Origin of the sequence: uncultured Ruegeria sp., from assembly GCF_947504215.1 — a bacterium.
Taxonomy (GTDB): Bacteria; Pseudomonadota; Alphaproteobacteria; order Rhodobacterales; family Rhodobacteraceae; genus Ruegeria.
The window spans coordinates 87,085-101,337 of sequence record NZ_CANNGO010000014.1 but is presented as its reverse complement, the minus strand read 5'-3'; the positions used below and the strand labels follow the sequence as shown (position 1 = coordinate 101,337).

At 56.3% G+C, this 14,253-nt stretch carries 16 protein-coding genes; 9 read left to right on the top strand and 7 right to left on the bottom strand.

What is annotated here, in order from left to right; all coding sequences use genetic code 11:
- The first annotated feature begins 60 nt into the window (after window positions 1-60).
- Window positions 61-639, top strand: a complete 579-nt coding sequence (locus Q1B21_RS19605) for a PA14 domain-containing protein (protein ID WP_299892358.1) — start codon at window positions 61-63, stop codon at window positions 637-639.
- 72 nt (window positions 640-711) lie between these two features.
- On the opposite strand, the gene Q1B21_RS19600 is transcribed toward Q1B21_RS19605, so the two are convergent.
- Window positions 712-1,674 carry an L-malyl-CoA/beta-methylmalyl-CoA lyase gene (locus tag Q1B21_RS19600; RefSeq protein WP_299892355.1) on the bottom strand — a complete coding sequence of 321 codons (963 nt, stop codon included), beginning with the start codon at window positions 1,672-1,674 and terminating at the stop codon, window positions 712-714.
- Between the two features lie 294 nt (window positions 1,675-1,968).
- Here Q1B21_RS19600 and dgcN point away from each other — a divergent pair, with 294 nt between their 5' ends.
- The 3 genes from dgcN (at window position 1,969) to Q1B21_RS19585 (ending at window position 4,877) form a co-directional block, all read left to right on the top strand.
- Window positions 1,969-2,970, top strand: coding sequence for an N-acetyltransferase DgcN (gene dgcN, locus Q1B21_RS19595; protein WP_299892352.1), 1,002 nt, complete (start codon window positions 1,969-1,971; stop codon window positions 2,968-2,970).
- A 69-nt stretch (window positions 2,971-3,039) separates the two neighbouring features.
- Window positions 3,040-4,005, top strand: a complete 966-nt coding sequence (dgcA, locus tag Q1B21_RS19590) for an N-acetyl-D-Glu racemase DgcA (protein WP_299892349.1) — start codon at window positions 3,040-3,042, stop codon at window positions 4,003-4,005.
- A gap of 11 nt (window positions 4,006-4,016) precedes the next feature.
- Window positions 4,017-4,877: a D-amino-acid transaminase gene (locus Q1B21_RS19585; protein WP_299083651.1), complete on the top strand. Its 861-nt coding sequence runs from the start codon at window positions 4,017-4,019 to the stop codon at window positions 4,875-4,877.
- A gap of 58 nt (window positions 4,878-4,935) precedes the next feature.
- On the opposite strand, the gene Q1B21_RS19580 is transcribed toward Q1B21_RS19585, so the two are convergent.
- The 3 genes from Q1B21_RS19580 to Q1B21_RS19570 form a co-directional block, all read right to left on the bottom strand.
- Window positions 4,936-5,250: a DUF1244 domain-containing protein gene (locus tag Q1B21_RS19580; protein WP_298937166.1), complete on the bottom strand. Its 315-nt coding sequence runs from the start codon at window positions 5,248-5,250 to the stop codon at window positions 4,936-4,938.
- Window positions 5,251-5,358: 108 nt separating this feature from the next.
- Window positions 5,359-5,598, bottom strand: a complete 240-nt coding sequence (locus Q1B21_RS19575; RefSeq protein ID WP_298937165.1) for a DUF6868 family protein — start codon at window positions 5,596-5,598, stop codon at window positions 5,359-5,361.
- A gap of 88 nt (window positions 5,599-5,686) precedes the next feature.
- Window positions 5,687-6,424, bottom strand: a complete 738-nt coding sequence (locus Q1B21_RS19570; RefSeq protein WP_299892346.1) for an N-formylglutamate amidohydrolase — start codon at window positions 6,422-6,424, stop codon at window positions 5,687-5,689.
- Between the two features lie 117 nt (window positions 6,425-6,541).
- Between Q1B21_RS19570 and pyk the strand changes: the two genes are divergently transcribed.
- The 5 genes from pyk (at window position 6,542) to rplT (ending at window position 11,030) form a co-directional block, all read left to right on the top strand.
- Entirely contained in the window at window positions 6,542-7,987 is a 1,446-nt protein-coding gene (gene pyk, locus Q1B21_RS19565) for a pyruvate kinase (RefSeq protein WP_299892344.1), read from the top strand.
- A gap of 276 nt (window positions 7,988-8,263) precedes the next feature.
- Window positions 8,264-8,701: a universal stress protein gene (locus Q1B21_RS19560; protein ID WP_120634485.1), complete on the top strand. Its 438-nt coding sequence runs from the start codon at window positions 8,264-8,266 to the stop codon at window positions 8,699-8,701.
- Window positions 8,702-8,714: 13 nt separating this feature from the next.
- Entirely contained in the window at window positions 8,715-10,268 is a 1,554-nt protein-coding gene (locus Q1B21_RS19555; RefSeq protein ID WP_298937161.1) for a sodium:alanine symporter family protein, read from the top strand.
- Window positions 10,269-10,449: 181 nt separating this feature from the next.
- The gene (gene rpmI / locus Q1B21_RS19550) at window positions 10,450-10,650 is read left to right on the top strand and encodes a 50S ribosomal protein L35 (protein WP_010443552.1); all 201 of its coding nucleotides are present in this window, start codon (window positions 10,450-10,452) and stop codon (window positions 10,648-10,650) included.
- Window positions 10,651-10,664: 14 nt separating this feature from the next.
- Window positions 10,665-11,030: a 50S ribosomal protein L20 gene (gene rplT / locus Q1B21_RS19545; RefSeq protein ID WP_120634483.1), complete on the top strand. Its 366-nt coding sequence runs from the start codon at window positions 10,665-10,667 to the stop codon at window positions 11,028-11,030.
- A 132-nt stretch (window positions 11,031-11,162) separates the two neighbouring features.
- On the opposite strand, the gene Q1B21_RS19540 is transcribed toward rplT, so the two are convergent.
- From Q1B21_RS19540 to Q1B21_RS19530, 3 genes are all read right to left on the bottom strand, one after another.
- Window positions 11,163-11,981, bottom strand: coding sequence for a DUF2189 domain-containing protein (locus Q1B21_RS19540; RefSeq protein WP_299892340.1), 819 nt, complete (start codon window positions 11,979-11,981; stop codon window positions 11,163-11,165).
- 174 nt (window positions 11,982-12,155) lie between these two features.
- Entirely contained in the window at window positions 12,156-12,605 is a 450-nt protein-coding gene (locus tag Q1B21_RS19535; RefSeq protein ID WP_298937159.1) for a hypothetical protein, read from the bottom strand.
- Window positions 12,606-12,749: 144 nt separating this feature from the next.
- Window positions 12,750-14,141, bottom strand: coding sequence for an aminotransferase class III-fold pyridoxal phosphate-dependent enzyme (locus Q1B21_RS19530; RefSeq protein ID WP_298937158.1), 1,392 nt, complete (start codon window positions 14,139-14,141; stop codon window positions 12,750-12,752).
- Window positions 14,142-14,253: the final 112 nt, after the last annotated feature.

Genomic DNA, 14,253 nt, shown 5'->3' with positions numbered 1-14,253 from the left:
ATCCCAAGGACGTTGCCAACGGGGCTAATCCCAAAATAAGGCGCGCACAGGGAGACAAATATGAACTACGTTCGAACCGGGGCGATGGCGTTTGCCATTGCGCTTATCGCCGGAGCTGCCGTTGCAGCCCCTCTGAAATTGCAACCTGCAAGCCCGCAGCCCAGCCCCAAGGCAGGGCTGGATGTGAAATACGCGTGGGAGGGAAATCCCCCTCGGAAAATTCAGAACCTGTCCAAAGTGGACCACCTTTTGAAGAAGGCAAAAGCGGGGCCGCCTTTGAAGGGCCTGGACTATCGCGATACTGAAGATGGTGACCCTGTTCTGACGTTTGGCAAGGCCTACAACGTTGCCGCCGACATTTCCGGATACATTCGTTTCGACTCTGCTGGCGTCTATGAGTTGGAGACATGGTCAAATGATGGGCTTGAAGCGTGGGTCGGTGGCCAGCAGATTGGATATGTGAACGGGCGTCAGCCGTGCGAAGCCAATCAACGGACCGAGGTCGAAGTTCCGCAGGCGGGTTGGTACCCATTGAAGATTAAGTATTTCCAGAAATACGGGTCATCTTGCCTGATGATGAAATGGGGTAAGCAGGGCGAACGCTTCACCTGGACGCCGAACGATGTGTTTGGCCGCTGACCCGAAAAGACGGTCGACTAGAAACAATCAAAGGCGCCATACAGGCGCCTTTGATTTGGGTTCTTACGGCTATTAGCCGTTCGATGCGATCAGTTCCGCCTGAGCAACGATAACCTCGGCCTGCTTGATCGACGCGATGTCGACCAGTCGGCCTTTGTAGACTGTTGCGCCTTCACCATTCGCTTTGGCTTGTTCCATCGCGGCCAGGATTTCACGGGCCTCTGAAACGGCCTCATCTGTTGGGGTGAAAACCTGATTGGCCAGCGCGATTTGTTTGGGGTGAATGGCCCATTTTCCGACCATGCCCAGCGTTGCGGACCGTTTGGCCTGTGCGATGTACCCGTCGTCATCCGAGAAATCCCCGAACGGGCCGTCGACCGGCAGCACGCCATGTGTGCGACACGCGGCGACGATTGCAGCCTGCGCCCAATGCCACGGATCGGACCAGTGTTTTTCGCCTTCGCGCAGCATGTAGTAGTTTTCCTGTGTGCCGCCGATGCCTGTGGTCTGCATGCCCATCGAAGCGGCAAAATCCGCGGCCCCCAGGCTCATCGCTTGCATCCGGGGGGATGAAGCAGCGATTTCCTCGACATGCGCAACGCCGGCTGCGGATTCGATGATGACCTCGAACGAGATCGGTTTGGTCCGCCCCTTGGCGCGTTCGATCGCTGTGACCAGCGCGTCAACTGCATAGACATCTGCCGCACAACCAACCTTTGGGATCATGATCTGATCCAGACGATCCCCGGCTTGTTCCAGCACGTCGACCACGTCGCGGTACCAATAAGGCGTGTCCAACCCGTTGATGCGAACGGACATGTATTTGTCGCCCCAATCGACGGTGTTCAGCGCCTCGATCACATTGGCGCGCGCGGTATCCTTGTCCGACGGGGCCACCGAGTCCTCAAGATCCAGATTGATCACATCCGCGGCTGATGCCGCCATCTTAGGGAACAGCTTTGTGTTCGAACCGGGGCCAAACAACTGGCAGCGATTGGGCCGAGCCGGTGCGGCGGGTTGGATGCGGAAACTCATCTGGACCTCACGTGAGTAATGAAATTACGATTTTCTTGCTCAATGAGGTATTAAATTGCGCAGAGTAGCGCAAGCATCATTGTGCAAGTGCGGCAATGCAAGCGCAGAATATACGTCGATAAGCTGGAAACGAGCGATGAAAGTTTGATCAGTTTGGAAACTTCGAAGATTTTCGCGTCGATTCACAAAAATGCGCAAGAATACTGCGTGCGTATACAAGGCGGCCAACTAAAACGCGAAACGCTCGTCTTGTTGCTTCTCTAGCTTATGGCAGAATCAAAGGAGTGCACCGCAATGATCGAGACACCGTATCTGCTGTTTTTGGGCGATGCGCCCGACCAATTGGCAGCCAAAGTGGCTATAGGCATTAAGGATTGGCGCCCGGAAAACGCCGTAGGGCAATACCGGATGGACGGGTGCAAAGCGGATCTGGGCCTGACCGACATGACTTTGGCCGAGGCGCGTGACTCAGGTGCCAAGACGCTCGTCATCGGGGTGGCCAACCGTGGTGGTGTGATCAGCCAGGAATGGAAAAAGGTTCTGGTGATGGCGCTGGAGGAAGGTTTTGATCTGGCGTCCGGCTTGCATAACTTGCTGCGTGACGAACCGGATCTAGTCGCCGTTGCCGAGGCCACCGGTCGCAAATTGCACGATGTCCGTGTGCCCGAAGTCGAATATCCGATCGCTAATGGCATCAAACGCAAAGGTAAGCGCTGTCTTGCCGTGGGCACCGATTGCTCGGTTGGTAAGATGTACACCGCCATGGCAATGGATGCCGAGATGCGTAAGCGAGGTATGAAGTCCACCTTCCGCGCCACTGGTCAGACCGGCATTCTGATCACTGGTGACGGTGTTCCATTGGACGCGGTGATCGCGGACTTCATGGCCGGTTCAGTCGAATGGCTGACACCGGACAATGACGACGACCACTGGGACCTGATCGAAGGGCAGGGGTCCTTGTTCCATGTGTCTTATTCTGGCGTGACTATGGCGCTGATCCACGGAGGTCAGCCGGACGCATTGATCCTGTCCCATGAGCCGACCCGTGAACACATGCGCGGACTGCCAACCTATCAGTTGCCGTCGCTTGCAACTCTTCGGGATACAGCGTTGGCACTGGCAAAGGTTGCAAACCCGGAGTGTCAGGTCGTTGGCATCTCGGTCAACACTCAGCACATGAGCGAAGCAGATGCGAGTGCATATCTGACTAGGGTTGAGGAAGAAATGGGTCTGCCTGCGACTGATCCTTTCCGTTTTGGCTCGGGCAAGCTGGTCGACGCGTTGGCGGCACTTTAAGAGGTTCGGATGCCACGTGCCCAATGTGAGGGTCGCGGGGCGCCCAATGAGGCAGACAAGGGAACAAGCATGCAAGTTGATGTTTCGCGGGATGTATTCCGGTTGGCGCAGGTTTTTACCATTTCCCGCGGGTCACGTACGCAGGCCGAAGTTCTGACGGTGCGTCTGTCGGACGGCACGCATCAGGGATGGGGCGAGTGTGTTCCCTATGCCCGCTACGATGAAACGCTGGCTTCGGTTGAGGCCGAGATCGCAGGTCTGCCCGCAGATTTCACGCGCGACAGTCTGATGGGTTTGCTGCCTGCAGGCGCCGCCCGCAATGCGGTCGATTGCGCGCTGTGGGATCTGGAATGCAAACAAGCAGGCCAACGCGTCTGGGAACTGGCAGGCCTTCCGGTACCAACCCCCGAGATCACGGCTTACACCCTTTCTTTAGACACACCCGAGGCGATGCGCGCTCAGGCTGCCCAAAACGCCCATCGCCCATTGCTGAAGATCAAGTTGGGAACACCTGATGACATGCCCAGGCTTGAGGCCGTGCGGGCCGGCGCCCCAAATGCAACCATCATAATCGATGCCAACGAAGGCTGGTCGGCCGAGGTTTATGCCGATCTGGCCCCTCATCTGGTGCGGCTTGGCGTTGCATTGGTCGAGCAACCTCTGCCTGCTGGGGACGACGATGCGCTGATCGGGATGGAGCGTCCGGTGCCCGTTTGTGCAGACGAATCCTGTCACGACCGGTCAAGCCTTCCGGCGCTCACGGGCAAATACGATGTGGTCAACATCAAGCTGGACAAAACCGGCGGTCTGACCGAGGCGCTGCAACTGCGCGAGGCAGCGCTGGCCGAAGGGTATAGCGTCATGGTTGGCTGCATGGTCGGTAGCTCGCTGGCCATGGCGCCTGCGACATTGCTGGCGCAGGGTGCGATGGTAACGGACCTTGACGGCCCGCTTCTGTTGGCCGAAGACCGCAACACCCCGCTGACTTTTGATGACGCCGGAGTGCACCCACCCGAAGTGGCGCTCTGGGGTTGAGGAGAGAAGACATGACCCGCACCGTTTATGTGAATGGCGAGTATTTGCCGGAAACCGAGGCGAAGATTTCGATCTTTGATCGAGGTTTTCTGATGGCGGATGCCGTCTACGAAGTGACCAGCGTTCTGGATGGAAAGCTGATCGACTTTGAAGGCCATGCGGTACGGCTTAAACGGTCTTTGGATGAATTGGATATGGCTGCCCCTTGCAGCAAGGAGGATCTGCTCATTATTCACCGCAAGTTGGTAGAGCTGAATGACATCGAAGAGGGGTTGATTTACCTTCAGGTCACGCGCGGAAGCGACGGCGATCGGGATTTTGTATTCCCGGCGGATGACACCAAACCAACCATCGTTTTGTTCACTCAGAACAAACCAGGATTGGCGGATAGCCCAGCCTCCCGTAAAGGCGCCAAGATCATTTCAATTGACGACATTCGGTGGGGTCGCCGCGATATCAAAACGGTGCAGTTGCTGTACCCATCGATGGGCAAGATGATGGCGAAAAAGGCTGGCGCGGATGATGCGTGGATGATCGAAGATGGCTATGTGACCGAAGGCACCAGTAATAACGCTTACTTCGTCAAAAACGGCAAGATTGTCACTCGCCCATTGTCAACTGACATCCTGCACGGAATCACCCGCAAGGCAGTACTGCGCATGGCGGCTGAAGCACAGATGGAAATCGAAGAGCGCCTGTTCACCATTGATGAGGCAAAAGAGGCTGACGAGGCCTTCACCACCTCGGCCAGCGCGTTTGTGATGCCAGTGGTCGAAATTGACGGTGTACAGCTGGGCGACGGAACGCCGGGTCGGATCGCCAAACGTCTGCGTGAGATTTACCTGGACGAAAGCCGTAAAGCCGCAATCTGACGGCAAAACGTAAAAAGCCCGCCAGACCGGCGGGCTTTCGACATATCAAACCGGCCAACTAATCCTTCTTACCTACGTTTTCTTCAAACGCGACGTCGAATTCGGCCTTTTTCTCGGGGCTGGCTTCAGTTTGATAATTATCTTTCCACTCATCCATCGTCATGCCGTAGAAAACCTGACGGGCCTCATCTTTGCCCATCTCGATGCCTTTTTCGTTGGCCGCTTCCTGATACCAGCGCGACAGGCAGTTTCGGCAGAAACCGGTCAGGTTCATCATATCGATGTTTTGCACATCCGTTCGGTCCTGCATCAGGTGTTTTTGCAACCGGCGGAAGGCAGCGGCCTGAAGTTCGATTTCGGTTTGCTGATCCATGGTTGGGCTCCGAGTTGTTGGCGTATTGGTTTCGAGTGACCTAGCAAGCCTCAGGCTGTGTTACAATGATACCGCGCTTATGACCGATGGCGATTGCCGGCAAATACCTTATGCAAGGTGCAGCGCCAGCCATGGCATCAGGCAGAATACGATAATCAGGATCTTGTAGTTTGCCAAATATCGAAAATAGGCCTTTTTGACATCCGCGCGCTCCATCTGAAACATGCGCCCGTGGATGCCGGCGATCCAGTCCTGCATGATCAGGATCATCAGGGTGCTAAACAGCAAAACGGCAATGTTGAGAACGGTCATCCAGCCGAAAGCCGTTGTCAGGAATTCCTGTGTCATCTTTGCCTCCTTCGTCCCAATAATGTGGGAGTTGTCGGCCTGTCTCACAATAGTTTGAGGCTTAAAACGGGCGTTGCTGGCCCTTATGTCACAGGCAGCTATCTGCCAGAGCGTCTTGCAGAATCTTTGCCAGTCGCTCCGCCCATTCGCGTTGCCCATGGTGATCCGCAATCAGATCATTGCGCAATTCAATCAGCGCGTTGGGACGCCCGTGCACTGTGCAATGCCTGTCTATCGCATCACCGGGCAGCACGCCCGTATAAGGCTCGTTCACGCCAACACACAGATCACCTTCGGCCTCTAATCGGTTGATCAGCGGATCCGCGAACCGCTTGTCCGGGGTGTGCAGGACACCCACATGCCAGGGGCGCGGCTCACGTCCACGAAGTTGCCGCGTGAATGAGTGCATGGACACGATCACAGCATGGGGCAGGGCAGCCATGCGTTCCAAAGCCTGATGATAGGGGCGGTAGCACATGTTCAGACGTCGCTCACGCTCGACAGCATCGGCGCGGCGGTTGCCCGGAATGATCGACCCATCATAGAGTTTCATCAACAGCGTCGGATCATCCTCGCCGCGGTTCGGATCAATGACGAGGCGTGAGAAATTGGCGGCAATCACTGGGGCGTTCAGGATCTCGCCCAGATGTTTCGAAACCTCGTAGGCCCCGACATCATAAGCGATGTGACGCTCCATATCTTCGCGGGGCAAGCCCAGATCTCCGCCGTTGATTTCCGGGGGAACCATGTTTGTTGCATGGTCGCATGTGATCAGCCAGCGGGACGGGCGATCCTCGCCGTGCATAAAGAAGGGGGTGTACGTCATGTGCCTGTCATCAAGTTTGTCGCAGGTGTAGTGCAGTTGCCTCAGAAAGGGAATTGCGCAATAAGCACCCTAACGCTGTTTGCGGTAACATTGAGAGATCTAGGAGAGCAACTACCAATGCGACGCCTGAGAAATGTAAAAATCGTGGCGACGCTGGGACCGGCGTCTAATGATTACGACACCATCCGCGCTTTGCACGAGGCGGGTGCCGATGTGTTTCGTCTGAACATGAGCCATGGCAGTCACGATGAAATCCGCGAACGGCATCGGATTATTCGGCAAGTCGAAAAGGATCTTGATAGCCCGATCGCCATTCTGGCTGATCTTCAGGGACCCAAGCTGCGTGTGGGTGTTTTCGCCGCGGATGCGGAAGAGCTGGAAGAGGGCGCATCCTTTCGTCTGGATCTGGATCCAGCAGCAGGGGACGGAACCCGCGTTTGTCTGCCACACCCCGAGATATTTGCAGCACTTGAGCCCGGGTCACGCCTGCTGGTGAATGATGGCAAGATACGCCTGTTTGTGCACGAGTGCGGTCAGGACTTTGCCAATTGCAGCGTAGAAGTCGGTGGCACGATATCGAACCGCAAGGGCGTGAACGTTCCGGATGTCGTGTTGCCGCTGGCAGCACTTTCAGCCAAGGATCGTGGCGATCTGGAATTTGTCTGCCAACTGGGCGTTGACTGGCTCGCGCTGAGCTTTGTTCAGCGTGCAAAGGATGTGTTCGAAGCGCGCGCACTGGCCGATGGCCGCGCTGCTATTCTTTCCAAGATCGAAAAACCCGCTGCGGTCGAAGCGTTCGACGATATCCTCGACGCGTCAGACGGGATCATGGTCGCCCGGGGCGATCTTGGTGTTGAACTGCCAGTTTCAGCGGTTCCACCAATCCAGAAACGTTTGGTTCGCCGTTGTCGCGGTGCGGCCAAACCCGTGATCGTCGCTACGCAGATGCTTGAAAGCATGATTGAAAGCCCAATGCCCACAAGGGCCGAGGTCTCGGATGTGGCAACCGCCATCTACGAGGGCACAGACGCCATCATGCTCAGTGCCGAATCTGCCGCCGGTTCCTATCCGATTGAGGCTGTGCAGACCATGAACAAGGTTGCGATCGAGGTTGAGGCCGACCCGACCTATACCCAGATCATCGCCGCCTCGCGTAGTGCCAAAGGAACCACAGTTGCTGATGGTATCGTTGCAGCGGCCCGTGAAATTGCCGAGAAAACTGACATCAAGGCTATCTGCTGTTTTACCCAAAGCGGGACAACGGCGTCGCTGACCGCGCGCGAACGGCCCGGTGTGCCGATCATCGCCATGACCTCACAAAAAGGCACGGCGCGTAGATTGTGCCTCAGTTGGGGCTGCAACTGCGTGATGACGCCCGAGCTGGAGCGGTTCAAAAGTGCCGTTGTGAACGCAGCCCGCGCAGCCCGCGCGGGTGGATTTGCCACCGAAACCGATCAGATCGTTGTGACAGCAGGTGTGCCTTTCAACGTGCCCGGTTCGACAAATATCTTGCGCGTTGCCCCGTGTGACGAACGCCTGATTTACAGCACTGATCCGGAGTAAACCGGGCCAAGACCCCGGCTGATTAGAGAGATTCTGGCAGCGGCCTCATCTGGTGTGACACCTGATGAGGCCGCTTCTGTCGTTTCTGGTGCTCAAAAAAGCATTGATTTTCAGCATTTTATGACACTTATGAGCGAATTCGACAAAATGAGTTTCCTTTTCAGGTAGAATTTCCTGATAAATGACCTAAGGGCAGTCAAAGCCAAATGTTCCAAGTTCCGGCTGCTCTGCCGGGGGCACGGGCCCCGGTGAAATTAACAATAATGGAGGAACGAGATGACAACAAAGATTGTCATAGGACTGGACGGGACAGAAACCGGAGAGCGCGCGATCGCATTTGCCAAAGACTTGGCGAAGCGGATCGGGACATGCGAACTTCTGGTTGCGTATGTAATCGAATGGTCCCCCTACACTTTCCAAACACCGGAAGAAAACGCACAGCGTCACAAGCGGCGCGAAGAAGAGGTTGATCTGGCGACAACACGCATTGTCACGCCGGCTGTCGACGCTCTGAAAGCAGCCGGATTTGAAGCACATGGAATAGTGCGTCACGGAGACGTGGCGGAAACGCTGAATTCCATAACGGTTGAGAACGGCGGTGTGCAAATCGTCGTTGGCCGGGCTTCGGCGGATGGGTTCAAGAAACGCCTGTTTGGCAGCTCGACCCAAAATCTGGTGATGCACGCAGATGTTCCGGTCACGGTTGTGAATTGAGGGAGGCGCAAGAATGAAAACGCTAAAACAACTGGGCCTGCCCGCCGCAATTGCGGCTTTCACGGCCAGCGCGGCAGCCGCGCAAGAGGCGCCTGGCCTCGATGATAAAATCAACCAAGCTTTCGCTGATCTGACAGGACCGTTTGTCAGCTTTATCTTTGCCCCGTTTCCAGGAACGGGATTCCCATGGATCGTGGGGTGGCTGGTAATTGCGGCCACTGTGTTCACGCTCTACTTTGCCTTCGTGCAGCTCCGGTTTTTTAGCCACGCGATCAGCCTCGTTAAAGGCGACTATTCTGATCCCAACGATGCGGGTGAGGTCAGCCACTTTCAGGCCCTGGCCACGGCTCTCTCGGGTACGGTCGGTCTGGGCAACATTGCTGGTGTGGCCGTCGCCGTGGGTATCGGCGGGCCGGGCGCCACGTTCTGGATGATCGTCGCAGGCCTGCTGGGCATGGCGTCGAAATTCACCGAATGTACTTTGGGTGTGAAGTACCGGAACGAATATGATGACGGCACAGTGTCCGGTGGTCCGATGTACTACATGTCCAAAGGGTTCGACGAGCTGGGTCTGCCGGGCGGCAAGATACTGGCGGTTCTGTTCTCAATCTTCTGTATCCTCGGTGCGCTGGGCGGCGGCAACATGTTCCAGGCCAATCAGGCGCATCAGCAGATTGCGGGCATTACCGGCGACTATCCCGGCTGGATCACCGGTCTGGTTTTTGCGGCAATCGTGTTCATGGTGATCGTTGGCGGTCTGAAATCCATTGCGCGCGTGACCGAGAAGGTCGTGCCATTTATGGGGGTCATGTATGTGGCAGCGGCACTGGTGATCATCATCATGCACGCCGATCAGATTGGTTGGGCCTTTGGTCAGATCTTCGCTGGTGCCTTCACCGGCCTGGGCGTTGCCGGTGGCATGGTCGGTGCATTGATCCAGGGCTTCCGTCGTGCGGCGTTTTCGAACGAAGCAGGTGTTGGTTCTGCGGCCATCGCACACTCGGCGGTTCGGACCAAAGAGCCGATCACCGAAGGCTTCGTGTCGCTGCTTGAGCCGTTCATCGATACGGTCGTGATCTGTACCATGACTGCGCTGGTGATCATCATCACCCAGCAGCTGATCGTCGATCCGGATACCGGCAAATACATGCTCAACGAAGCAGGCAACGCGATTGCCACTGTCGATGGCAACTCGGGTGTCAGCCTGACCTCAGCGGCCTTTGGCAGCGCCTTCAGCTGGTTCCCATACGTGCTAGCGATTGCAGTGGTTCTGTTTGCCTTCTCAACCATGATCAGCTGGTCCTACTACGGCCTCAAAGCCTGGACCTATCTGTTCGGCGAAGGCCAGACAAAGGAACTGGTGTTCAAGGTCATCTTCTGTATCTTCGTGGTCATCGGTGCCGCCGCCAACCTCGGCCCGGTCATCGATTTCTCGGATGCGGCGATCTTCGCGATGGCGGTTGTGAACGTCTTTGCGCTCTACTTCCTGATGAAAGTGGTGCGTCAGGAGCTTGCCTCCTATAGCGAAAGACTGAAGAGCGGTGAAATCCGTAAATTCGGCCATTAATCATACCACCGGGGCGGCCCTTGTCGCCCCGGTGCCTGACCAACCTGCAAAAACCGCAGATTCTGGTCCAAACCCCCTTGCCAGTATGACCGAACTTGCGTAAACGGCGCTTCTGATCGCGTGACCGGCCAATGTGGCATGCCGAGTCGCGTTTAGTACCGAACCCCGAAAGGAGACGGAAATGCCTAAGATGAAGACAAAGTCGAGCGCGAAAAAGCGCTTTAAGGTGACTGCGACCGGTAAGGTCCTTGCTGGCCAGGCCGGCAAGCGTCACGGTATGATCAAGCGGACCAAGAAATTCATCCGCGATGCCCGTGGCAACACCACCCTGTCCGCCCCCGACGCCAAGATCGTCAAGGGCTACATGCCCTACGACCGCTAAGAGGAGATTTAGAGATGTCCCGCGTTAAAGGTGGAACCGTAACCCACGCCCGTCACAAGAAGATCATCAAGGCCGCAAAAGGCTATTATGGTCGTCGCAAAAGCACCTTCAAGGTTGCCTCTCAGGCCGTCGACAAGGCCAACCAGTACGCAACCCGTGACCGTAAGAACCGCAAGCGCAACTTCCGCGCGCTGTGGATCCAGCGGATCAACGCCGCTGTGCGCAGCCATGACGAGGCTCTGACATATTCCCGCTTCATCAACGGCCTGACTCTGGCCGGTATTGAAGTGGACCGCAAAGTTCTGGCCGACCTGGCCGTGCACGAACCGGAAGCGTTCGGCGCGATCGTCGCCCAGGCACAGGCTGCTCTGACCGCCTGATTGTCTTTTAGAGAGACAGTGAATGTAGGGCCGTCCTGTATGGGGCGGCCTTTTTTGTTGATAGCCGAAAGTGAACTCAGCAACACTCCGGCAAAATAATGCCCACAACGCCCATGGTGATGCTCGGATAGATCACTCCTGCGCTGGTGATATCGCCCGTTGATAAAGATGCCACGTGGCGTGGCCCAGGATCGGCAGGGTGAAAATCAGGCCCAAAAACGCTGGGACCAGCGACAACAGTATCGTAACTGAGGTGATCGCTGCCCAAGTGAGCATGACACCCGGACTTTCCGCAACGACGCGCAAGGACGTTAACATGGCTGAAACGAAATTGATCTCCCGGTCGAGCAGCATGGGCATGGCAACGACGGTCACCGAAAATAGTACCGCCGACAGAAATGCGCCGACGCAGGTGCCGATGGCAAGGAAGGTCCAGCCCTGAGATGTGAAGAATACGGTATTCAAGAACCCTTCAAAATCCGAAAAGGATGCGTTCTGCAGGGTGATCGCCAGCCAAAGCCGGATTTGGTAAATCCACACCCAGAAAATGAACAGGGTGACAAAGGCCATCCATCCCATTTCGCGTTTGCGTTGATTGGCCATCACGGTAAGGATTTCTGACCAGCCGAAACTCTCTCCGTTCTGCAACCGCCGGGACATTTCGTAAAGCCCGGCAGCGGCAAAGGGCGCGACCAGCGGAAAGCCTACGATGGCAGGAATGATCATCCAGATCTTGCCGAGCCAGACCAGACTCCAAACCATCAGGATTCCGAAAACCGCATAGAACAAACCGAAGAAGCAGCTCATGAAGGGACGCGCCAGAAAGTCGGAAAACCCTGCATTCAGCGATGCTGTGATATCACCCGTAGTTACCTTATTGATTTGGGGCCCGGCCGCATGTTGCGGCCTCAGGTTTTCCGGTGGTGGGGATCCTGTAGTTTTGGATGCCATGACACACTCCTCTCAAAGAATGGTGTCGCGCTGGGTGGTCTGCCAACTTGCTAAGCGGTGAAGCAGACATCCTTCCTGATTAAAGTCTGCATCAGTGGAGGTATAAGAGCAAGAAGTACGATGGCGGCCAAAATTCTGCTGGCGTGCATAGTTAACTTTAGCGGAGCCTCGTACCTAATTGCTGGGGTCTTTCTTCACCAACTGGGCCGCAAACGCCACGCCCGTACCGGGTCCGGCATAGGTGATCATAATCACGTCATCCAGATAAACGCCGTTGAATATTCCCGCTGAAACATCATCGCCCGATATCCCGGCCTCGGCCAGAACAAAGCGGGTTGGGTCATCCAGGCTGAAGGTGCCCATTGCTTCTTCGACGATCCAGTCTTTGTCACCGATCCGCCGCCAGCGGTTGGTGGCGGTGATCAGGTTGCCATCCAGCTTCGTGATCTCCAACTCCATTTCGGTCTGCAGCAGACCTCTATCGTGGTTTGGGTTCGATTTGGCGAAGGCCACCAGATAGGTGCCGGTCCAGGTTCCGACGATCTGCGGAAAGCCGCTGCCGTCATCAGCAGAGGCCGGAGTGGCGATGGCAAGGATAAGGGCTGCGACGAGATTGCGTAACATCAAGAGGGTCTCCTGCGTCGGGATGTGGTGATCACAGGCTATCCGAGTTCGGGAAATTGACAAACTCTGGTGTTCCAAAGAAAAAACCGGCGCGGATAGCGCCGGTTTTCACAATTCCAACAGGGCAGGTGCCTAGATATCAGGTCAGCCAAACACCCGGCCCAACGCGCCATCGACTGCATCGGTGATTTGATCGATATCATCCGCTGTTGCGATCAGTGCCGGTGAGAAGCACAGCGTGTTGTTGCGACCTGGAACCGAGCGGTTGGTGACGCCGATGATGACGCCTTGCGCCATACAATCCGCCACAACCGCTTGTGCCAGCTTCTCGTCAACAGGTTCGCGAGATGACCGGTCCGCGACCAACTCGGCCCCCAGGAACAGGCCCTTGCCGCGCACGTCGCCGACGACTTTGTGCTTTTCCATCAGTGCCTGCAGGTTCGCTGTCATGCGATCGCCCATGTCGACACAATTGCCCAGCAGATTTTCATCTTCGATGATTCGCATGTTCTCGATCGCGGCCGCCGGACCAGCGGTACAGCCGCCAAAGGTTGAGATATCGCGGAAGTAGTTCATCGGATCAGCGGCATCGTCCTTGAACATGTCGAACACATCTTCGGTGGTCACAAGGCACGCAATCGCCGCATAGCCCGAGGCAACACCCTTGGCCATGGTCACGAAATCGGGCTGGATGCCGTATTGCTGATAACCGAACCAGGTGCCGGTACGGCCAACGCCGCAGACGACCTCATCAATATGCAGCAGGACATCGTATTTCTTGCAGATCTCCTGCACGCGCGGCCAATACCCGTCGGGCGCTTCGATCACGCCGCCGCCAGCGGTGACCGGCTCAAGGCACAGGGCGCCAACAGTCTCGGGGCCTTCACGCAAGATCACCTCTTCGATCTGGTTGGCCGCCCATTCACCAAAGTTCTCTTCTGGTGCGCCGTCCAGCTCGTGCTTGCGGTATTCCATGCAATGGGGCACGCGCACGAAACCCGGTGCAAAGGGGCCGTACTGCATGTTGCGTTCGTCCTGACCACCTGCCGACATCGCTGCCAAGGTCGAGCCGTGGTAGTCACGGTCGCGATACAGGATCTTGGTCTTCTTGCCGCCATAGCGCTTATGTGCGATCTGGCGGATCATTTTGAAGGCTTTCTCGTTCGCCTCAGAGCCGGAGTTGGTGTAATAAACCCGGCTCATTCCTGGCATCTTTTCGATCAGCTTTTCTGCAAACAGGGCACCGGGGATCGAACCAGCTGAATTCGCGAAATAGCACAGTTTCATCAACTGGTCGTAGACCGCTTTACAGATCGATTCGCGACCATAGCCTACGTTCACAGTCCAGACCCCACCCGAGACCGCATCCAGATGCTCTTTGCCCTTCTGGTCCCAGACCCGCATGCCTTTTCCTTCGACAATGATGCGCGGATCATTGGTTTCAAAGGGTTTATGCTGGATCAGGTGGTGCCAGATATGGGCGCGGTCGGCCTCGACCACGCGGGAAAGATCGTTTTCGTTGAACGTGCCGTCCATGACATGTCCTTTCAATGAGATGCGGTGTGCGGGAGATGGAATGACCACCTCCCTGCATGTGTTTAAGATGCTTCAGATCACCGCGAAAGACCGGATGTAGATAGGGCCAGAT

Coding starts and splice junctions, on each gene's coding strand:
- dgcN (WP_299892352.1), top strand. CDS start 1,969: ATGATCGAGACACCGTATCTGCTGTTTTTGGGCGATGCGCCCGACCAA.
- rplT (WP_120634483.1), top strand. CDS start 10,665: ATGTCCCGCGTTAAAGGTGGAACCGTAACCCACGCCCGTCACAAGAAG.
- Q1B21_RS19580 (WP_298937166.1), bottom strand. CDS start 5,250: ATGGATCAGCAAACCGAAATCGAACTTCAGGCCGCTGCCTTCCGCCGG.
- Q1B21_RS19585 (WP_299083651.1), top strand. CDS start 4,017: ATGACCCGCACCGTTTATGTGAATGGCGAGTATTTGCCGGAAACCGAG.
- Q1B21_RS19600 (WP_299892355.1), bottom strand. CDS start 1,674: ATGAGTTTCCGCATCCAACCCGCCGCACCGGCTCGGCCCAATCGCTGC.
- dgcA (WP_299892349.1), top strand. CDS start 3,040: ATGCAAGTTGATGTTTCGCGGGATGTATTCCGGTTGGCGCAGGTTTTT.
- pyk (WP_299892344.1), top strand. CDS start 6,542: ATGCGACGCCTGAGAAATGTAAAAATCGTGGCGACGCTGGGACCGGCG.
- Q1B21_RS19540 (WP_299892340.1), bottom strand. CDS start 11,981: ATGGCATCCAAAACTACAGGATCCCCACCACCGGAAAACCTGAGGCCG.
- Q1B21_RS19555 (WP_298937161.1), top strand. CDS start 8,715: ATGAAAACGCTAAAACAACTGGGCCTGCCCGCCGCAATTGCGGCTTTC.
- Q1B21_RS19530 (WP_298937158.1), bottom strand. CDS start 14,141: ATGGACGGCACGTTCAACGAAAACGATCTTTCCCGCGTGGTCGAGGCC.
- Q1B21_RS19560 (WP_120634485.1), top strand. CDS start 8,264: ATGACAACAAAGATTGTCATAGGACTGGACGGGACAGAAACCGGAGAG.
- Q1B21_RS19575 (WP_298937165.1), bottom strand. CDS start 5,598: ATGACACAGGAATTCCTGACAACGGCTTTCGGCTGGATGACCGTTCTC.
- Q1B21_RS19605 (WP_299892358.1), top strand. CDS start 61: ATGAACTACGTTCGAACCGGGGCGATGGCGTTTGCCATTGCGCTTATC.
- Q1B21_RS19570 (WP_299892346.1), bottom strand. CDS start 6,424: ATGACGTACACCCCCTTCTTTATGCACGGCGAGGATCGCCCGTCCCGC.
- Q1B21_RS19535 (WP_298937159.1), bottom strand. CDS start 12,605: ATGTTACGCAATCTCGTCGCAGCCCTTATCCTTGCCATCGCCACTCCG.
- rpmI (WP_010443552.1), top strand. CDS start 10,450: ATGCCTAAGATGAAGACAAAGTCGAGCGCGAAAAAGCGCTTTAAGGTG.